Origin of the sequence: Microbispora sp. NBRC 16548 (assembly GCF_030268985.1) — a bacterium.
Taxonomy (GTDB): Bacteria; Actinomycetota; Actinomycetes; order Streptosporangiales; family Streptosporangiaceae; genus Microbispora; species Microbispora catharanthi.
In genome coordinates this window covers 119,598-136,342 of the sequence record NZ_BSSF01000018.1, presented here as the reverse complement: position 1 = coordinate 136,342, position 16,745 = coordinate 119,598, and the positions used below count along the sequence as shown (strand labels likewise).

The 16,745-nt window shown below is 71.5% G+C and carries 15 protein-coding genes and 1 riboswitch; of the genes, 8 read left to right on the top strand and 7 right to left on the bottom strand.

All coding sequences use genetic code 11. The annotated features are described in order from the left end of the window. Positions 1-55: 55 nt before the first annotated feature. Positions 56-195: riboswitch (SAM riboswitch) on the top strand. A gap of 14 nt (positions 196-209) precedes the next feature. The 4 genes from thrC to groL all read left to right on the top strand — a co-directional run bounded on the left by thrC (position 210) and on the right by groL (position 4,334). Beyond that, complete coding sequence (gene thrC, locus QSK36_RS36785) at positions 210-1,472, top strand: threonine synthase (RefSeq protein ID WP_183543037.1); 1,263 nt, start codon at positions 210-212, stop codon at positions 1,470-1,472. Positions 1,473-1,517: 45 nt separating this feature from the next. Then, entirely contained in the window at positions 1,518-1,793 is a 276-nt protein-coding gene (locus QSK36_RS36780; protein ID WP_030509193.1) for a MoaD/ThiS family protein, read from the top strand. A gap of 256 nt (positions 1,794-2,049) precedes the next feature. Next, positions 2,050-2,250, top strand: coding sequence for a cold-shock protein (locus QSK36_RS36775; RefSeq protein ID WP_079319298.1), 201 nt, complete (start codon positions 2,050-2,052; stop codon positions 2,248-2,250). A 461-nt stretch (positions 2,251-2,711) separates the two neighbouring features. Next, complete coding sequence (gene groL, locus QSK36_RS36770; RefSeq protein ID WP_183543035.1) at positions 2,712-4,334, top strand: chaperonin GroEL; 1,623 nt, start codon at positions 2,712-2,714, stop codon at positions 4,332-4,334. Positions 4,335-4,406: 72 nt separating this feature from the next. Here the strand turns inward: groL and QSK36_RS36765 are convergent, their stop codons facing one another. Further along, a complete protein-coding gene (locus QSK36_RS36765) occupies positions 4,407-4,835 on the bottom strand; it encodes a GNAT family N-acetyltransferase (protein WP_183543033.1) in 429 nt (142 codons plus the stop codon). Continuing rightward, positions 4,832-6,817, bottom strand: a complete 1,986-nt coding sequence (locus tag QSK36_RS36760) for a HelD family protein (protein ID WP_285785576.1) — start codon at positions 6,815-6,817, stop codon at positions 4,832-4,834. The genes QSK36_RS36765 and QSK36_RS36760 overlap by 4 nt, the downstream gene beginning before the upstream one ends. Positions 6,818-6,954: 137 nt before the next feature. Between QSK36_RS36760 and QSK36_RS36755 the strand changes: the two genes are divergently transcribed. Continuing rightward, positions 6,955-7,263: a hypothetical protein gene (locus QSK36_RS36755; RefSeq protein ID WP_285785575.1), complete on the top strand. Its 309-nt coding sequence runs from the start codon at positions 6,955-6,957 to the stop codon at positions 7,261-7,263. A gap of 451 nt (positions 7,264-7,714) precedes the next feature. Here QSK36_RS36755 and QSK36_RS36750 read toward each other — a convergent pair whose 3' ends face one another. After that, positions 7,715-8,584: an SCO6745 family protein gene (locus tag QSK36_RS36750; RefSeq protein ID WP_285785574.1), complete on the bottom strand. Its 870-nt coding sequence runs from the start codon at positions 8,582-8,584 to the stop codon at positions 7,715-7,717. A gap of 118 nt (positions 8,585-8,702) precedes the next feature. Here QSK36_RS36750 and QSK36_RS36745 point away from each other — a divergent pair, with 118 nt between their 5' ends. Beyond that, positions 8,703-9,221 carry a CGNR zinc finger domain-containing protein gene (locus QSK36_RS36745; protein ID WP_285785573.1) on the top strand — a complete coding sequence of 173 codons (519 nt, stop codon included), beginning with the start codon at positions 8,703-8,705 and terminating at the stop codon, positions 9,219-9,221. A 10-nt stretch (positions 9,222-9,231) separates the two neighbouring features. Here QSK36_RS36745 and QSK36_RS36740 read toward each other — a convergent pair whose 3' ends face one another. The 3 genes from QSK36_RS36740 to QSK36_RS36730 form a co-directional block, all read right to left on the bottom strand. Then, positions 9,232-10,887 (bottom strand): DNA repair helicase XPB, encoded by a 1,656-nt coding sequence (locus tag QSK36_RS36740; protein ID WP_183543026.1) that lies wholly within the window; start codon positions 10,885-10,887, stop codon positions 9,232-9,234. A 72-nt stretch (positions 10,888-10,959) separates the two neighbouring features. After that, on the bottom strand, positions 10,960-11,490 hold the full coding sequence (locus QSK36_RS36735) for a hypothetical protein (protein WP_285785572.1): 531 nt from the start codon (positions 11,488-11,490) through the stop codon (positions 10,960-10,962). A gap of 47 nt (positions 11,491-11,537) precedes the next feature. Next, positions 11,538-13,910, bottom strand: a complete 2,373-nt coding sequence (locus tag QSK36_RS36730) for a helicase-associated domain-containing protein (RefSeq protein WP_285785571.1) — start codon at positions 13,908-13,910, stop codon at positions 11,538-11,540. 207 nt (positions 13,911-14,117) lie between these two features. Here QSK36_RS36730 and QSK36_RS36725 point away from each other — a divergent pair, with 207 nt between their 5' ends. Beyond that, positions 14,118-14,516 carry a cold-shock protein gene (locus QSK36_RS36725; RefSeq protein WP_139578704.1) on the top strand — a complete coding sequence of 133 codons (399 nt, stop codon included), beginning with the start codon at positions 14,118-14,120 and terminating at the stop codon, positions 14,514-14,516. Between the two features lie 63 nt (positions 14,517-14,579). Here the strand turns inward: QSK36_RS36725 and QSK36_RS36720 are convergent, their stop codons facing one another. Beyond that, complete coding sequence (locus tag QSK36_RS36720) at positions 14,580-15,839, bottom strand: MFS transporter (protein ID WP_285785570.1); 1,260 nt, start codon at positions 15,837-15,839, stop codon at positions 14,580-14,582. A gap of 107 nt (positions 15,840-15,946) precedes the next feature. Between QSK36_RS36720 and QSK36_RS36715 the strand changes: the two genes are divergently transcribed. Then, positions 15,947-16,744 (top strand): DUF3027 domain-containing protein, encoded by a 798-nt coding sequence (locus QSK36_RS36715; protein ID WP_183543020.1) that lies wholly within the window; start codon positions 15,947-15,949, stop codon positions 16,742-16,744. Position 16,745: the final 1 nt, after the last annotated feature.

Sequence of the window (16,745 nt, the reverse complement as noted above, 5' to 3'; positions counted from 1 at the left end):
GGGACGCCGGGGTACAGTGCTAGGGACCTTTCTCGGAAGGTCCTACAACTGAACATGCTCATCCAGAGGGGTGGAGGGACCGGCCCTGCGAAGCCCCGGCAACCTCCCCGGTGTCGAACTCGTGCCCACGAGGCCCGGCCGGGACAGGTGCCAATTCCGGCTCGCGGCCAGGGTGGTCGCGAGCGAAGATGAGGGAAAGGCCTCGCTTCATGGCGCACACCAACACTGCCGCGAACACCGTCGAGTTCGGCCCCGCCACCGGTCTTTCGTGTCGCGAATGCGGCGCTCTTTACGACCTCGGCCCGATCTTCGCCTGTACGGAGTGTTTCGGCCCCCTTGAGGTGGCGTACGACTTCGGCGAGGTTCGCCGGGAGGACATCGAGTCCGGCCCGGCGAACATCTGGCGGTACCGCTCCCTGCTCCCGGTTCCCGCCGGCGTGGCGGCCAAGCCCAACCTCCAGCCCGGCTGGACCAAACTCGTGAAGGCCGACCGGCTGGCGGCCGAGCTGGGCCTTCGGTCGCTGCACGTCAAGGACGACTCCGGCAACCCGACCCACTCCTTCAAGGACCGGGTCGTCGCGATCGCGCTGGAGGCCGCGCGCAACTTCGGCTTCCACACCCTGTCGTGCTCCTCCACCGGCAACCTCGCCGGCGCGGTGGGCGCGGCCGCCGCCCGGGCCGGGCTGGACTCCTGCGTGTTCATCCCCGCCGACCTGGAGCCGGCCAAGGTCACGATGGCCGCCGTGTACGGCGGCCGCCTGGTCGCCATCGACGGCAACTACGACGAGGTCAACCGCTTCTGCTCCGAGCTCATCGGCGACGAACTGGGCGAGAAGTGGGGCTTCGTCAACGTCAACCTCCGGCCCTTCTACGCCGAGGGCTCCAAGACGCTGGCGTACGAGATCGCCGAGCAGCTCGGCTGGCGGCTGCCCGACCAGATCGTCATCCCGGTGGCCTCCGGCTCGCAGCTCACAAAGATCGACAAGGGCTTCCGTGAGCTGATCAAGCTGGGGCTGGTCGAGGAGCGGCCCTACCGGATCTTCGGAGCGCAGGCCGAGGGCTGCTCGCCGGTCTCCCAGGCGTTCAAGGCCGGGCAGGACGTCGTGCAGCCGGTGCGGCCCGACACCATCGCCAAGTCCCTCGCCATCGGCAACCCGGCCGACGGGCCGTATGTGCTCGACATCGCGCGGCGGACGGGCGGCGCGGTGGAGGACGTGAACGACCGGGAAGTGGTCGAGGCGATCCGTCTGCTGGCCAGGACCGAGGGCGTCTTCGCCGAGACCGCGGGCGGCGTCACGGTCGGTGTGCTGCGCAAGCTGGTGCGCGAGGGCCGCCTCGACCCCGACGCCGAGACCGTGGTGCTGAACACCGGCGACGGGCTCAAGACGCTCGACGCGGTGGCAGAGCACGCCCGTCCCGCCGCCGTCATCCGTCCCTCTCTCGACGCCTTCCGTGCGGCATTCGCCAACTGAAAGCGTTTCAAAAGGTCCATCGGCAGTAACGAAAGCGAGTGAACAATGAGCGTTTCCGTGCGGATTCCGACGATTCTCCGGACGTACACCAACGGCGCCGCGGAGGTGAGCGGGGAGGGGGGAACGCTCCGCGAGGTCCTGCAGAAGCTGGACGCGGACTACCCCGGCATCGGCGGGCGCATCCTGGACGAGACGGGTAAGATCCGGCGTTTTGTCAACGTCTACGTCGGGGAAGAGGATGTCCGATTCGCCGATGGTCTGGACACCGCCACGCCGGACGGGGTGCAGATTTCGGTCATCCCCGCCGTCGCCGGAGGCTGAGTCGCCGCGCCGGGGCCGAGCACCTGACATGCGCTTCTATCGATGAAGAAGTCATGCGAAGCCATGGCAAACGGTGTAGCTCTCAACTATTCAACAGCAAAGTGAATATTCTTCGATCCCGCTTTGAGCGAACGCCAAGTAGTAGTTTGCGGATTGACTCTGTTGTCCTACGCCTTGACACGGGTATGGTCGAGGACGATCGACAAAACCGGGGGCTTCTTGGGTGTGGTCCCCAGCCCAGCAAGAGGAGTCGGAAGTGGCGCAGGGCACCGTCAAATGGTTTAACGCGGACAAGGGCTACGGCTTCATCGCGGTAGACGGTGGTAAGGACGTGTTCGTCCATTACTCGGCAATCCTGATGGACGGCTACAAGGCCCTCGAGCAGGGTCAGCGGGTTGAGTTCGACATCACGCAGGGTCAGAAGGGCCCGCAGGCGGAGGCCGTACGGGCCGTCTGATCCCGTCATCGACCTTGGAAGGCCCGGCCGCGGATCCCGCGTGCCGGGCCTTCCGCTTGCCGTGTCGCCCGCTTCGCCATCGGGGTGCCCACACCCGCCGGGTCGTGCCGGAGGCGCGCCATGAACGCCGCCCTCGCCGTGCTTGGTCGCTGTGCTTCTTTGCCTCGCGTCGCTCGGCTGCTTCGGGCGCGTTCGGGCCGGAGGCGCGCCCCCTGGGCTCGCCTGGTGTCTCCCGCTTGCCATCGGCTCGCTGATCTGGACATAACGTCCAAGCTGGTCAGCGAGGCTTCCGCTTGCACTCGCAGGGGTAGAGTGCTAAATACTTGTTTGGCACTCTGAGGTCGAGAGTGACAACAACCGGGATCGGGGCGATGGGGCCCGCGCAGGGATAGCGGGTCCGCGCCGTCGCGGGCGTCGGCTCGGTCCGTTGAAGACACCCTGCTACTGGGAGGTCTAGCCTAATGGCAGCCAAGATGATCGCGTTTGACGAGGACGCCCGGCGCGGTCTCGAGCGCGGTATGAACCAGCTCGCCGACGCCGTGAAGGTGACCCTCGGCCCCAAGGGCCGCAACGTCGTGCTGGAGAAGAAGTGGGGCGCCCCCACGATCACCAACGACGGTGTCTCCATCGCCAAGGAGATCGAGCTCGAGGACCCGTGGGAGAAGATCGGCGCCGAGCTCGTCAAGGAAGTCGCGAAGAAGACCGACGACGTCGCCGGTGACGGCACCACGACGGCTACCGTGCTCGCCCAGGCGCTGGTCCGCGAGGGTCTGCGCAACGTGGCCGCCGGCGCCAACCCGATGGCGCTGAAGAAGGGCATCGAGGCCGCCGTCGAGCGCGTCAGCGAGGAGCTGTCGAAGCTCGCCAAGGACGTGGAGACCAAGGAGCAGATCGCCTCCACCGCCTCCATCTCCGCCGCCGACACCGAGATCGGCGCCCTCATCGCCGAGGCGATGGACAAGGTGGGCAAGGAAGGCGTCATCACCGTCGAGGAGAGCAACACCTTCGGCCTGGAGCTGGAGCTCACCGAGGGCATGCGCTTCGACAAGGGCTACGTGTCCGGCTACTTCGTGACCGACCCCGAGCGCATGGAGGCGGTCTTCGAGGACCCGTACATCCTGATCGTCAACTCCAAGGTCTCGGCGAACAAGGACCTGCTGCCGCTGCTCGACAAGGTCGTGCAGTCCGGCAAGCCGCTGGTCATCATCGCCGAGGACGTCGAGGGCGAGGCCCTGGCCACCCTGGTCGTCAACAAGATCCGCGGCCTGTTCAAGTCCGTGGCCGTCAAGGCTCCGGGCTTCGGCGACCGCCGCAAGGCCATGCTGGGCGACATCGCCATCCTCACCGGTGGCCAGGTCATCTCCGAGGAGGTCGGCCTCAAGCTCGAGAACGCCACCCTCGACCTGCTCGGCCGCGCCCGCAAGGTCGTCATCACCAAGGACGAGACCACGATCGTCGACGGCGCCGGTGACGCCGAGCAGATCGCCGGCCGGGTCAACGAGATCCGCGCCGAGATCGAGCGCACCGACTCCGACTACGACCGCGAGAAGCTCCAGGAGCGCCTCGCCAAGCTGGCCGGCGGCGTCGCCGTCATCAAGGCCGGCGCGGCCACCGAGGTCGAGCTCAAGGAGCGCAAGCACCGCATCGAGGACGCCGTCCGCAACGCGAAGGCCGCGGTCGAGGAGGGCATCGTCCCCGGCGGTGGCGTGGCCCTGCTGCAGGCCGGCGCCAACGCGTTCGACAAGCTCGAGGTCAACGGCGACGAGGCCACCGGTGCCGCGATCGTCCGCAAGGCCCTCGAGGAGCCGCTGAAGCAGATCGCCGTCAACGCCGGCCTCGAGGGCGGCGTCGTGGTGGAGAAGGTCCGCAACCTCCCGGCTGGTGAGGGCCTCAACGCCGCGACCGGCGAGTACGTCAACATGTTCGAGTCCGGCATCATCGACCCGGCCAAGGTCACCCGCTCGGCGCTGCAGAACGCGGCGTCCATCGCGGCGCTGTTCCTGACCACCGAGGCCGTCATCGCCGAGAAGCCCGAGAAGGAGAAGGCCCCCGCCATGCCCGGCGGCGGCGACATGGACTTCTGATCCATCTGCCTGCTTCGTCTCAACGGAAGGGCGGTTCCCCCTCGGGGGAGCCGCCCTTTCCCGTTGTGCGCCTCAGGTGAGGCGCCTGACCCAGCGGGCGCAGTCGGTCTGCATCGTGTAGCCCGCCGATGTCCAGGCGTGGTGCGCCAGGGCGTTGTCGTGCAGGACCATCGCGTCGGCACGGAACGCGCCGAACTTCCGGAACCGCTCCTCGGCGGCCTGGATCAGCAGCGATCCGATGCCCATGCGCCGGTGGGCGGGGTCCACGGCGAGCCGGTAGAGGTGGGCGCGCCAGCCGTCCCACCCGGCGATGAGCGTGCCGACCATGCGGCCGTCGATCTCGGCGATGAGCAGCGCCTCGGGATCGCGCTCGATCAGGGCCACGACCTTGCCGGAGTCGTCGTGCCTGTCGGTGTTCTCCGCGGCCTCCAGCCAGAACCGCAGCAGGGCCGGGACGTCGTCGAGCGCTCCGTGGCGGACGCGTACGCCGGGGGAGGTCATCGCAGCTCCTCGGGAAGGTCGCGGTTGTGCAGGACGGTCAGTGACGTTACCGCCCGGGTGAGGACCACGTAGAGGCGGGCGAGGCCGCGCTCCTCGGCCTCCGCGATCGCGGCCGGCTCGGCCACGATCACGTGGTCGTACTCCAGGCCCTTGGCGAGCGTCGCCGGCACCAGCAGCACCCGGTCGTCGCCCGTCGAGTCGGGGCCGAGCACCGTGTGCGGCACCGCGGCGGCCTCCAGGGCCGCGGAGAGCGCGGGAAGGCCGGGGTCCGCCGCGATGACCCCGATGGAGCCCTCCTGCGCGAGGGCCTGCCGTACGGCCTCGGGGAGGGCGGCGGCGACGTCGCTCTCTCGGCGTACGGACAGGGAGCCGGCGCCGGGACGCAGTGAGCGCGGCGGGGCGAGCTCCGGCGCGACGGAGGGCAGCAGCCGCGCGGCGAAGTCGAGGACCTCGCGGGGCACGCGGAAGCCCAGCGTGAGCTCGGTGACCTCGCCCGAGGGCTGGCCGAGGTGGTCGAGCACGGTCTTCCACGAACGCGCCGACCAGGGCGTGGTGCCCTGGGCGAGGTCGCCGAGCACGGTCGCCGAGCCGGTGCGGCAGCGGCGTCCGAGCGCGCGCAACTGCATCGCCGACAGGTCCTGCGCCTCGTCCACCACGAGGTGTCCCTGCGACGGCGTCCGCTCGATCAGGTCGCCGAGTTCGTCCAGCAGCGCCGCGTCGGCGGCCGTCCACTTGGCCGACCGGTGCGACTTGTACGGCTTGCGCCACACGATGAGCTGCTGCTCCTCCGGCGAGAGGTCCGACCGGGCCGCCTGGGCCAGGAACTCGGGGTCCGACAGCAACCGGAACAGCACCTGCTCGGGGGTGAGCTTCGGCCAGACGGCGTCCAGCACGGCCTTGACCGGCTTCGACCGGGCCACCGCGTCCTGCACCCGGTCGTCGGGCGACTCGCCGCGCCGTTCCATCTGCACGAGCACGGCGTGGGCGAGCCGCTGGGCCAGGGTGGCGCGGCCCGGGCCGTACCTCGTCGTGCCGCGCAGCGAGGCGACGATCTCGCGGACCTCGTGATCGGGCACCCGGTAGCGGTTGATGCCCTTGGTGAACAGCACCCCTTCGGCCGGCTTGGTGACGTGCAGCCACAGCGCGCGCTTGACGACCTCGGCCATGCGGGCGTCGCCCTTCACGGCCGCCGCCGCGGGGTCCTCGGGATGGGCGTGGTCGCCCAGGACGCCGGCCACCGTCGTCTGGTCGACCTTGACCTCGCCGAGCGCGGGCAGCACCGAGGAGATGTAGGAGAGGAAGGCCCGGTTGGGCCCGACGATCGTCACGCCCGAGCGCGACAGCTTCTCGCGGTGGGTGAACAGCAGGTAGGCCGCGCGGTGCAGGCCCACGGCCGTCTTGCCGGTGCCCGGCGCGCCCTGCACGCAGACGGTCACGCCGAGGTCGGCGCGGACGATCTCGTCCTGGTCGGGCTGGATGGTCGCCACGATGTCCCGCATCGGGCCGGTGCGGGGCCGCTCGATCTCCTCGGTCAGCAGCCTGCTCTGCCCGAGCGCCCTGCCGTCGAGAGGTTCGTCCTCGTACGCGGTGAGGTCGCCGCCCTGGTAGCCGAACCTGCGGCGCAGCGCCACCCCCATGGGGTCGGCGGGACTGGCCTGGTAGAAGGCGCGCGAGATCGGGGCGCGCCAGTCGATCACGAGGGGCCGGCTGCTCTCGTCGTGGACGTGCCTGCGGCCGACGTAGACCATGCTCGGCAGGTCGTCGTCGGCCGCGCGGTCCAACCGGCCGAAGAACAGCGGCGCGTCGGGGTGGTCGGCCAGTGCGGCCACTCGCTGGTCGAGCAGGCCCTGCAGAACCTGCTGGGACACCCAGTCGCCGGCGGCGTCCGCCGACAGCGACTGCGCGTGCTCGCGCATCGCTCGCAGTGCGGCGCGGGAGGCCGCGAGATGGGCGCGCTCGGCTTCGAGCACATTTCCGGGCATGCGGAAGCTCCTCCGGGCATGACGGGGACAGGACTGGTGGAAGCGGGAAGCACAAGAGCTTAGCGATGGGCACCGCGATGCCGAAACGGTATTTCTCTCGCGTGTCGCCGTTTCCCGGAGCGGGTATCTGAACCCGGGTGACGCGCACCGTGGTTCCTCCGGCGATCCCGGCGGCGGCGAGCCTGCTGCTCGCCACGCTATGGGGGTTCGCGGTCTTCGGCGACTGGAGCAGACAGGCCTTCTGCACGACGAGCCTGGGAGCGTCGCCGGACTGCGCGGACCGGATCGCCTCGGTGATCGCGCTGTCCGTGATGGTCGGGGTGGTCGCGGCGTGCGCCACCGGGGTCGCCTGGCTCGCCAGGCGCGAGTCCCTGTACGGCGTCGCGGTGGCGGTCTGGGTCATCGCGCTGGCGGTGCTGTTCGTCGGCGGCCTGGCCGCCCAGTGACCGCCTCCCGATGACCGGCACGTGAAGCTTTGCGGCGGCGACGATGGAGCGCTCCATCGTCAGGCCGCCGGGGAAACAGTATGCAGTGGGGTGATTTGTCCTGATGTGCCGCGTTATGTGAGCCGTGAGCGCTCACCGGCGGGCGAGGTAACAGGCAGCGAGAAACCAGGAGTAAGACGAAAAATGCGTATATTGCGTGATTCGTCTTGTCTGCTGGGTATTGCCGCCATCACGACTGCATCATGTGAGGGTAAGGCGCGAGGGGGTGATGTGGTGACAAGGCCCAAGGGCATCTCCTGGACCTAGGTCATGTCCACGCACGTTCACCGGGCTCGGGGAGCGGAGCGGGCTTCGCCGAGGACCGGAGCTTTCTTCCGGCGCGGTGACCGGCCCGGCCGACGTCGCGGACACCCCGCGCTGAGCGCCGGCCGTGTGGGTGGCCGGCCGCCCCTTACTCGGGAGCCTGGATCTTGCCGATGCCGAGCGTGGTGACGGCGGGCAGCAGGCCCGACTCGAACACGGCCCCGAGCAACGGCCGGTTGAGCTCGGCCAGCCGCTCGGCCCCCGCCTCGCCGAGCGCCCGCCACGGGCCTGCCGCCAGCTCGTCGGTCATGCGCTCGACCTGGTCGCGCAGCGCCCGCCCCGCCGGGGTGGCCGTCCCCTCGTCGTCGATCAGCCCGCGTGCGGCGAGCCGGTCGCGCGCGGCGGACCATTCCTCGTCGCCCCAGCCGCGCCCGGCGAAGTTCTCCGCCGGAGCCGCCCCGACCGCGGCGAAGGAGACCAGGGCCTCGCAGGCGTCCAGACCGGCGGCGTGCAGGGCCGTCAGGTGCCCGTCGCCGCGGTGCTCGCGCAGCACCGTGTACGCCTGCCACAGCGCGAGGTGCGGTTCCTCCGGCCAGGGGAGGTCGAGGTTGGCCGCGGCGAGCGGCCGGTGGGCGACGTCCACGCTCTCCGCCGCCCTGATCGCCAGCTCGGCCGCCTCCTTGAGACCTTCGTCGATCCGGTCGCCGAGGAGCCCTCGTAACGTCCGGTCCATCGCCCGCAGCCGCGCGTCGAGCACCTGTGCGGGCGTCGCGGTCTCCCAGGCGCCCGGCACATACTGCGCGATCATGCTCGGGCTGAAGCTGTAGTAGGTCGCGGCGACCAGCGCGGGTCCCGCCGCGCCCAGCGGCGCCGTGCGCCAGGCGAAGTAGCTCGGCCAGCGCGTCGTGACGTCGTAGCCGAGCGCGGCGGCCTCCTCGAATGCCTCCGGGCTGTAGTAGAGCGTGGCGTGGACCGGCTCGATCTGGTGCCACATGGTGCGGGCCAGGCGTACGGACATGCCTCAAACCTCACTGTCTAGGTAAGCTACGACAGTGACGATAGAGCCGTGGCGCATCACTGGTCAACCAGAGATAGACAGTTATGTCGGGAGTAGGGCGGAGCTCGCCGTCCTCCTGGTGAACGTCCTGGCCGTCGACGCGTCGCACGGGCGTCATGTCACACCGCCGCAAACGGGCGGCGAACGGCTGGCCGCGATCGAGGCCGGCCTCGCCGCCGCCGGTCGCCCTCCGAGCGCTCTCACGGCGGCCGACGCCGACCGGCTCGCGGAGGTCGCCGCCGAGCTTCACCCGCTGTACGGCGCGGGGGACCGCCTGCCCGAGGCCGCCGCGCGGCTCAACGACCTCCTGGCGCGGCACGGCGCCGTGCCCACCCTGCACGGCGACCCAGGAAAGCCGCTCCAGCTCGCCTTTCACCGGCCGGAGGCGACGCTCGTGGACGCCTGGGCCGCCGACATGGGCACCGCGCTGGCCATGGTCATCGGGGTCGGCCAGGGGGCGCGGCTCGGCGCGTGCCAGGCCGCGACGTGCTCCCTGGTCTTCTTCGACACCACGCGCAACGCCTCGCGCCGCTTCTGCGACCTGTCGTGCCAGAACCGGGCCAAGGCCAGCGCCTACCGCGCCCGGCGGCGTACGTGACCCGGGGAGGTCAGCGCGCCGGGTCCTCCTCGCCCACGTCGTCGGCGTCGATGATGTTGTAGGCGTACCCCTGCTCGGCCAGGAACCGCTGCCGGTGCGCGGCGAACTCCTGATCGACCGTGTCGCGGCTGACCACCGAGTAGAACCGCGCGCCGCCGCCGTCCGCCTTGGGGCGCAGCACCCGGCCGAGCCGCTGGGCCTCCTCCTGGCGCGAGCCGAACGTGCCGGAGACCTGGATCGCCACGGCCGCCTCGGGCAGGTCGATGGAGAAGTTGGCGACCTTCGAGACCACCAGCACCCGGATCTCCTTGTCGCGGAACGCCTGGAACAGGCGCTCGCGCTCCTTGACCTTGGTCTCGCCCTTGATGACCGGCGCGTTCAGGTGCTCGCCCAGCTCGTCGAGCTGGTCGATGTACTGCCCGATGACCAGCACCTGCTCGTCCGCGTGCCGCCGCACCAGCGCCTCGGTCACCCTCGTCTTGGCCGGCGTGGTCGAGCAGAACCGGTAGCGCTCGTCGCTCTCGGCCATGGCGTAGGCCAGCCGCTCGTCGTCGCCGAGCGTCACCCGCACCTCGACGCACTCGGCGGGGGCGATGTAGCCCTGGTTCTCCATCTCCTTCCAGGGCGCGTCGTAGCGCTTCGGCCCGATGAGCGAGAAGACGTCGCCCTCCCGGCCGTCCTCGCGCACGAGCGTGGCGGTGAGGCCGATGCGCCGGCGGGCCTGCAGGTCGGCGGTCATCCGGAAGATCGGCGCGGGCAGCAGGTGGACCTCGTCGTAGACGACGAGGCCCCAGTCGCGGGCGTCGAACAGCTCAAGGTGCCGGTAGGTGCCCTGCCGCCGGGTCGTCATGACCTGGTAGGTGGCGATCGTGACCGGGCGGATCTCCTTCTTGGTGCCGGTGTACTCGCCGATCTCGTCCTCGGTCAGCGAGGTGCGCTTGAGCAGCTCCTGCTTCCACTGGTGGGCCGAGACCGTGTTGGTGACCAGGATCAGCGTGGTCGCGCGGGCGTGCGCCATGGCCGCCGCGCCCACGATCGTCTTGCCCGCGCCGCACGGCAGCACCACGACGCCGGAGCCGCCGTGCCAGAACGCGTCGGCCGCCTCCTTCTGGTAAGGCCGCAGCGACCAGCCGTCCTCGCGCAGGTCGATGGGGTGGTGCTCGCCGTCGACGTATCCGGCCAGGTCCTCGGCCGGCCAGCCGAGCTTGAGCAGCGTCTGCTTGATGTTGCCGCGCTCCGAGGGGTGCACGGCCACGATGTCGGCGCCGTGGCGCTCCCCGACCAGCGGCTGGATCTTTTTGGAACGCAGCACCTCCTCCAGCACGGCGCGGTCGGTGCTGGTGAGCACCAGGCCGTGGATGGGGTGCTTCTCCAGCCGCAGCCTGCCGTACCGCGCCATGGTCTCGGCGACGTCCACGAGCAGCGCGTGCGGCACGGGATAGCGGCTGAAGCCGATCAGCGCGTCGACCACCTGCTCGGCGTCGTGCCCGGCGGCCCGGGCGTTCCACAGCGCGAGCGGGGTGATCCGGTAGGTGTGGACGTGCTCGGGCGCGCGTTCGAGTTCGGCGAACGGGGCGATGGCCTTGCGGCACTCGCCCGCCCTCGGGTGGTCGACCTCCAGCAGCAGCGTCTTGTCCGACTGGACGATCAGAGGCCCGTCACTCAATGCCTGCTCCCCCTCGTACGGCTACCGCATATCAAACACGAGGCCGGGCCGAATCAGTCCCAGTCGCGGGAATCAGTCGTCGAGGTAGCCGTTGACCCCGGCCCAGATGACCGCGCCGATCCCGATCACGAACAGGACGACGTTGATGCCGATGGCGATCCACGTCCACTTAAGCAGCCTGCGGGACTGGTCCGGCGCGATGTCCACCTTGCTCAGCGCGATCCCGGACAGGATCGCCCCGGCGATGCCGCCCAGGGAGATGTAGCAGCTCAAGGCCAGCACGAGGCTGATGACGAGGGCCACGATCGCGTGCGTGCGCGGGCCCTCCTGCCTCGGCGGGTAACCGCCGGGCGGGTAGTAGCCGTACTGCTGCTGATAGGGATTCGGTCCCGGCTGACCGTACTGGCCAGGCTGCCCGTACTGCCCCGGCTGGCCGTACTGGCCGTATTGCCCGTACTGCTGGTTGGGGTCGGGTCCCGGCGGCGGGCCGTACGGCCCGTACTGCTGCTGTCCGTAGGGGTTGGAGCCGGACGGCGGTCCATAGGGATTGGACGGGGTCTGCCAATCCTGGGGTCCCTGCCCCGGCTGCTCTGGAGTCGTCACCCTGAAATCCTTTACTACGGGAGACCTCAAGATTTACCACGGATATGTCATCGGCCGATCTCGGCGATGCCGGTGATGCGGTGCAAGGCGAAGCGGTGGACCGTCGCCCGGGTCTCGTCGTACGCGGTGAGGTAGCCGCCCTCCATCCGGGCCGGTTCGAGGATGCGGCTGGTGGCGTGTCCCTGCGAGTCGAGGTAGCCGATCCACACCCGCGACCCCTGCCGGATGGCCTCCTGCAGTGCGCTGATCGTGGCGGTCGCGGGGGAGCGGGGCACCTGGCCCTCCGGCGCCTCCACGGGCCGCCGCCGCGAGTCCCCCGCCCGCATCGCCCGCACGGCCGCGGCGAGCACCTCCGGGTCGGGCGTGGCGCTCGCGGTCACGCGGGCGGCGAGCTGTCCCTCGGTCCGCCGGGCGTCGGCCCGCGCGACGACCACGTCGCCCTCCAGCGACTCGGCCACCGGCGCGTACCCCATCGCCCGCAGCGAGTCGACCAGCGCGGCCCTGGACGTCTTGGAAGCCAGCACGGTCGGCGCGAGCCGCCGCAGCCGCAGCAGGTGGGCCCGCTTGTCCGCGAGCACCTCGTCGAGCAGGGCCGGGTCGTCGCACCGGATGTACGCCGACGCCGTGCCGACCCGGATACGGCCGTGACGGCGGGCGACATCGGTGACCAGATACCTCAGCGGCTGCGGGACCGGGGTGGCCGAGTGTCGTTCCAGTACGGCGAGCAGGTCGTCGGCGGAATGACCGGCGTCGAGCGCCCGGCGGACCGACTGCTCGGAGAAGCGGTACACCGTCGCCCCGCCCTTGCTCTCCACGTCCGCCGTCAGCGCGAGCCTGCGGCCGAGGTCGGTGGTCAGCGGGCCCGGCGCCACGGCCGTGAGGTCGGCCTGCAGCAGCACGTGGTCGACCGGCTCAGGCAGCAGCGGCGCCAGCAGGCCTGCCGCCGTGCCGTCGCCCCGGGCCACGGCTCGGCCGTGCGTGGCCGGCACGCCGAGCCCGGTCACGCCGATGTGCTCCGCCTCGCGCAGCGCGAAGCGTACGAGCCGGTCGCGCAGCGCGGGGCGGCGGCGGGGCTGCTCCCAGGCGAGCCGGGCCAGCACGGACTCGGGCGTCGGCGCGAGGCCGGGCGGGGCCGACTCCAGCACGGCGAGCGTGCGCGCCCGCGTCTGTGCGGCCCCCGGCCTGCGCAGGTCGGGGTGGAGGGCGTTCAGCGGCCGGTCGCGGTCGTCCCGTTCGCCGATCAGCCCGGGCGCGCGTTCCATCGCGGCCCACGCGTCGGCGAGCACGGCCCAGCGGTCCTCGGTGGCCTTGATCCGCCAGCCGTCGTAGCCGCCCGTGGGCAGCCATTCCCCCTCGCCCGCCGCGACCAGCCCGGCCGCGTGGGCGACCTCGACCACCAGCCCCGCCGCCCACTCCGGCAGGTCGAGGAGCTGGGCCGTCCGCCTGAGGTCCCGTACGGCGAGGCCGCCCGCGCGCAGCACGCCCGGCGGGTCCACGCTCCACACCTCGCACAGCTCCTCGACCGTGCGCACGAACGTGAACGCCTGCCCGGCGGCCGTGCGGTCGGCCAGGTGCTGGTCGCGTACGGGCCCCTCCAAAGCGGGCGGGCCGGGGGACAGGTCGCGGTGCACCCGGCCGTCGCGCAGCACGAGGGCGACCTCACGGGGGAGCGCGACGGTCTCCTCCCCGGTCGCGCCGAGCAGCCCGCGGGCCAGCAGTTGCTCGATGGGCGACTGGGCGCTCGCGGCGTCCACCTCCCGGCGGGCGTTCGGCAGCCGTCCGCTCGCCGGGCCCCAGACGAGCTCGTCCAGGGCCGCCCGCGCCTGGGGGGAGACCTCGCCGACGAGGCGCGCGACCGTCGCGGAGTCGGCCAGCAGCGCCGCGAGCCGCTCCCCGGCCGGTCGCCCCCCATCCGCTTGGCCGCCGCCCTCGTACGCCGGGTCGATGTCCCGCAGGAGCACGTCGAGCCGTTCCGGCGGGTGGTGGCGGAACACCTCGGCGACCGGCGGCCCCAGGGCGGCCGGGGGCTCGAGCGCGTCGGCCACGCCCGGCGCGGGCAGCAGCGCGTCGTCGGGCCCGTAGACGAGGGCGCGCGTGGTCAGCACGTCGAGCGCGGCGTCGAGGGCGGACCCGAGGGCCTCGTCGTCCCGATCAGCGGGAACGGCGCGGCGGAGCAGGGACAGCACCGTCTCACGATCGGCGGGGCCGGGCCGCAGGGCCAGCGTCTCCAGCACGGCGAGCGAGAACCGGTCGAGCCGGTCGAGCGCCCGGCCGATGGCCGAGGGGCTGCAGGCGCGCGCGGCCAGCCCGTCGATGTGCGCGGGGACGGGCGTCACGAGTTCGGGCCGCGCCGCCACGAGCGCCCGCAGCCGCTCGTCGGAACGGCCGCGCAGCCACTCGCTGAAGTCCGTGCCCGTCATTCTCTCCATGGTAGGGCGGGGCCTTCATCCGGCCGCCGGAGCGCCCGTACGGCAGGGGTTTCGCGCGTTCGCGCGGCGCCGCGACGGAAGATCCACACCAATCTGGTCATGGGACGCTTCAATCGCCTCTGGGTGGGTCCACGGGGCCTGTCTGTGGGCATAACCTACATCCATCACCTTCACGACAGTCTGAACGAGGTCACCCCTGTGCCGAGTGGCAAGGTCAAGTGGTACGACGCCGACAAGGGTTTCGGCTTCCTCACCCGCGACGACGGCGGTGAGGTCTTCGTGCATTCCTCCGCCCTGCCCAAGGGAGTCGAGGCGCTCAAGCCCGGGCAGAAGGTCGAGTTCGGTGTCGCCGAGAGCCGCCGCGGACAGCAGGCGCTCTCGGTGCGGGTGATCGACCAGCCGCCGACGCTGGCCAAGGCCACCAAGGGCAAGGCGAAGCGGAAGAAGCCCGACGAGATGGTCGTGATCGTCGAGGATCTGATCAAGCTGCTCGACGACATCTCGAACTCCTACCAGCGGGGCAAGCACCCGGACGCCGCGCACGCCAAGAAGATCGCAACCGTGCTGCGCGCCGTCGCGGACGACCTCGACGCCTGATCGCCTGGCGGATCCCGTACGTCCCCCGCCGCCCGGCCAGGTCCGGGCGGCGGGCCCGGGAGTTCAGGTGGCCGTGGCGGCGCGGGCGGCGAGCCTGCGGCGGCGGAGCATGACGAGGCGGCCGAAGGAGAGCGCGAGGGCGGCGGACATCACGCCGAACCCGGCGGGGCCGGCCACGAACAGCGACATCACCAGGCCCAGCAGGCCGCCGAGGACCCAGGCGATCTGGAGCAGCGTCTCGGCGACGCCGAACGCCGAGGAGCGCACCTCCTCGCCGATCTCGCGCTGCACGATGGCGTCGAACGCGAGCTTGCCGAGGCCCTGGGCGAACGCGCCCACGAGGGCCACGGCGGCGGCGGTCCACACGGTGAAGAAGAACGCCGCCGAGACGGTCGCGACCGTGGCCAGCGCGAGCGTGGCCATGACGGTCAGGTGTGGCGACCGGGAGCGGGACCAGGAGCCGGCGGCGGCCCCGGCCAGGCCGCCCGCGCCCGCGGCGGCGGCCAGCAGCGCCAGCGCGACCTTCGGGTCCACGCCGCGCAGGTGGCCGTCCTGGACGAGGAACAGCAGGAAGAACACGAGGAAGCCCGACTGCACCCGGATCGCGGCGTTGGCGCCCATGGCCTCGCCCACCACAGGGCCCAGGTTGAGCACGGTGCGCCATCGGGGGCGTGGCTCGGTCTCCTCCAGGTCGGGCGCGTCCACGTGCCGCGGCAGCCGTACGGCGAACACCCCGGACAGCAGGAACAGCGGCACGGCGCCGCGCAGCACCCAGTCGGCCCCGGCGGCGGCCGACAGGCCGGCGGCCACGCCGGCACCCACGCCGGCCGACACCAGCGCGAACAACGCGACCCTGGCGTTGGCCGTCACCAGCGGGATGTCGGCGGGCAGCACGCTCGGCATGATCGCCGCCCGGGACACGTTGTAGGCCTTCGACAGGACCAGCACGGCGAGCGCCGAAGGGAACAGCGTGACCGCGTCGGAGGTGTGGACGGCGCCGGCCATCCCCCAGCACAGCAGGCCCCGCGCGAGCAGGGTGCCGGCCATGATGTAGCGGCGGCCCGAGCGGAGCCGGTCGAGCACCGGCCCGACGAAGGGTGCCACCACCGCGAACGGCAGCATGGTGATCAGCAGGTAGGCCGCGACCTGACCGCGGGCCTGGCCGACCGGCAGCGCGAACAGCAGCGCCCCGGCGAGGGCCACGGTGACCAGCGCGTCCCCGGCGGAATGGGCGGCCGTCAGCTCGATGAGGTGGCCGAGGCCGGTGCGGCCCGCTCCCTGGGCGTGCGTGAGCCGGCGCGTCGCCCGCGCCGGTGCTCTCACAACACGCGTAACTTTCGCCCAAATCTTCACCATAGGCACCGAGGGTCCTTCCAAGATTTGCCCATCGAGCCGGTGCGGTCCGCTCGCGGCGTGGGTGAAAATGGAGTGTGAGTCGTACCCGAATCCGTAGCACTCCAGTCGACCAGGCCTGTGCGGCGGCGGTCGACCTCGCCCGCCGGGCCGCGGAGAACATCGCGCGCCCCGGGGAGGTGGGAGAGCACCTGGGCTTCGACAACGAGGGCGACCGGGTCGTCACCCATTACTTCGAGTGCCTCGACCGCGCCTACCGCGGCTGGCGCTGGGCGGTCACCGTCACCCGGGCCTCCCGCGCCCGCATTGTGACCGTGAGCGAGACCGTGCTGCTGCCCGGCTCGGGCGCGCTGCTCGCTCCCGCTTGGGTGCCGTGGAACGAGCGGCTGCGCCCGGGTGACCTCGGCGTGGGCGACCTGCTGCCGGCCGAGGCCGACGACGACCGGCTCGTGCCGGGGTTCGCCTCCGCCGACGAGGACATCGACAAGCAGGCGATCTTCGAGCTGGGCCTGGGACGCGCCCGCGTCCTGTCGGTGCTCGGCCGCGACCTCGCCGCGCGGCGCTGGGCCGCCGGTGAGGCAGGACCGCACACCCCGATCGCGCACGCCGCCCCCGCGCAATGCTCCACCTGCGGCTTCTACTGGCCGCTCGCCGGAGCGCTGGGCCTCGGCTTCGGCGTCTGCGCCAACGAGTACGCGCCGGACGACGGCCGCGTGGTGTCCGCCGACCACGGCTGCGGGGCGCACTCCGAGGCGACCACCGTGCCCTCGATGGTCATGGACCCGGCGCCCCCGATCCTGGACGACATGGGATACGACATCATCGAGTCGGGCTCCGTGGACGAGGCCGGCTCCGAACCCTTGGGTCACGCCTGAT

Excerpts from the sequence above, each read along its gene's own strand:
- thrC (WP_183543037.1), top strand. The coding sequence starts at position 210 with ATGGCGCACACCAACACTGCCGCGAACACCGTCGAGTTCGGCCCCGCC.
- QSK36_RS36780 (WP_030509193.1), top strand. The coding sequence starts at position 1,518 with ATGAGCGTTTCCGTGCGGATTCCGACGATTCTCCGGACGTACACCAAC.
- groL (WP_183543035.1), top strand. The coding sequence starts at position 2,712 with ATGGCAGCCAAGATGATCGCGTTTGACGAGGACGCCCGGCGCGGTCTC.
- QSK36_RS36765 (WP_183543033.1), bottom strand. The coding sequence starts at position 4,835 with ATGACCTCCCCCGGCGTACGCGTCCGCCACGGAGCGCTCGACGACGTC.
- QSK36_RS36760 (WP_285785576.1), bottom strand. The coding sequence starts at position 6,817 with ATGCCCGGAAATGTGCTCGAAGCCGAGCGCGCCCATCTCGCGGCCTCC.
- QSK36_RS36750 (WP_285785574.1), bottom strand. The coding sequence starts at position 8,584 with ATGTCCGTACGCCTGGCCCGCACCATGTGGCACCAGATCGAGCCGGTC.
- QSK36_RS36730 (WP_285785571.1), bottom strand. The coding sequence starts at position 13,910 with ATGACGGGCACGGACTTCAGCGAGTGGCTGCGCGGCCGTTCCGACGAG.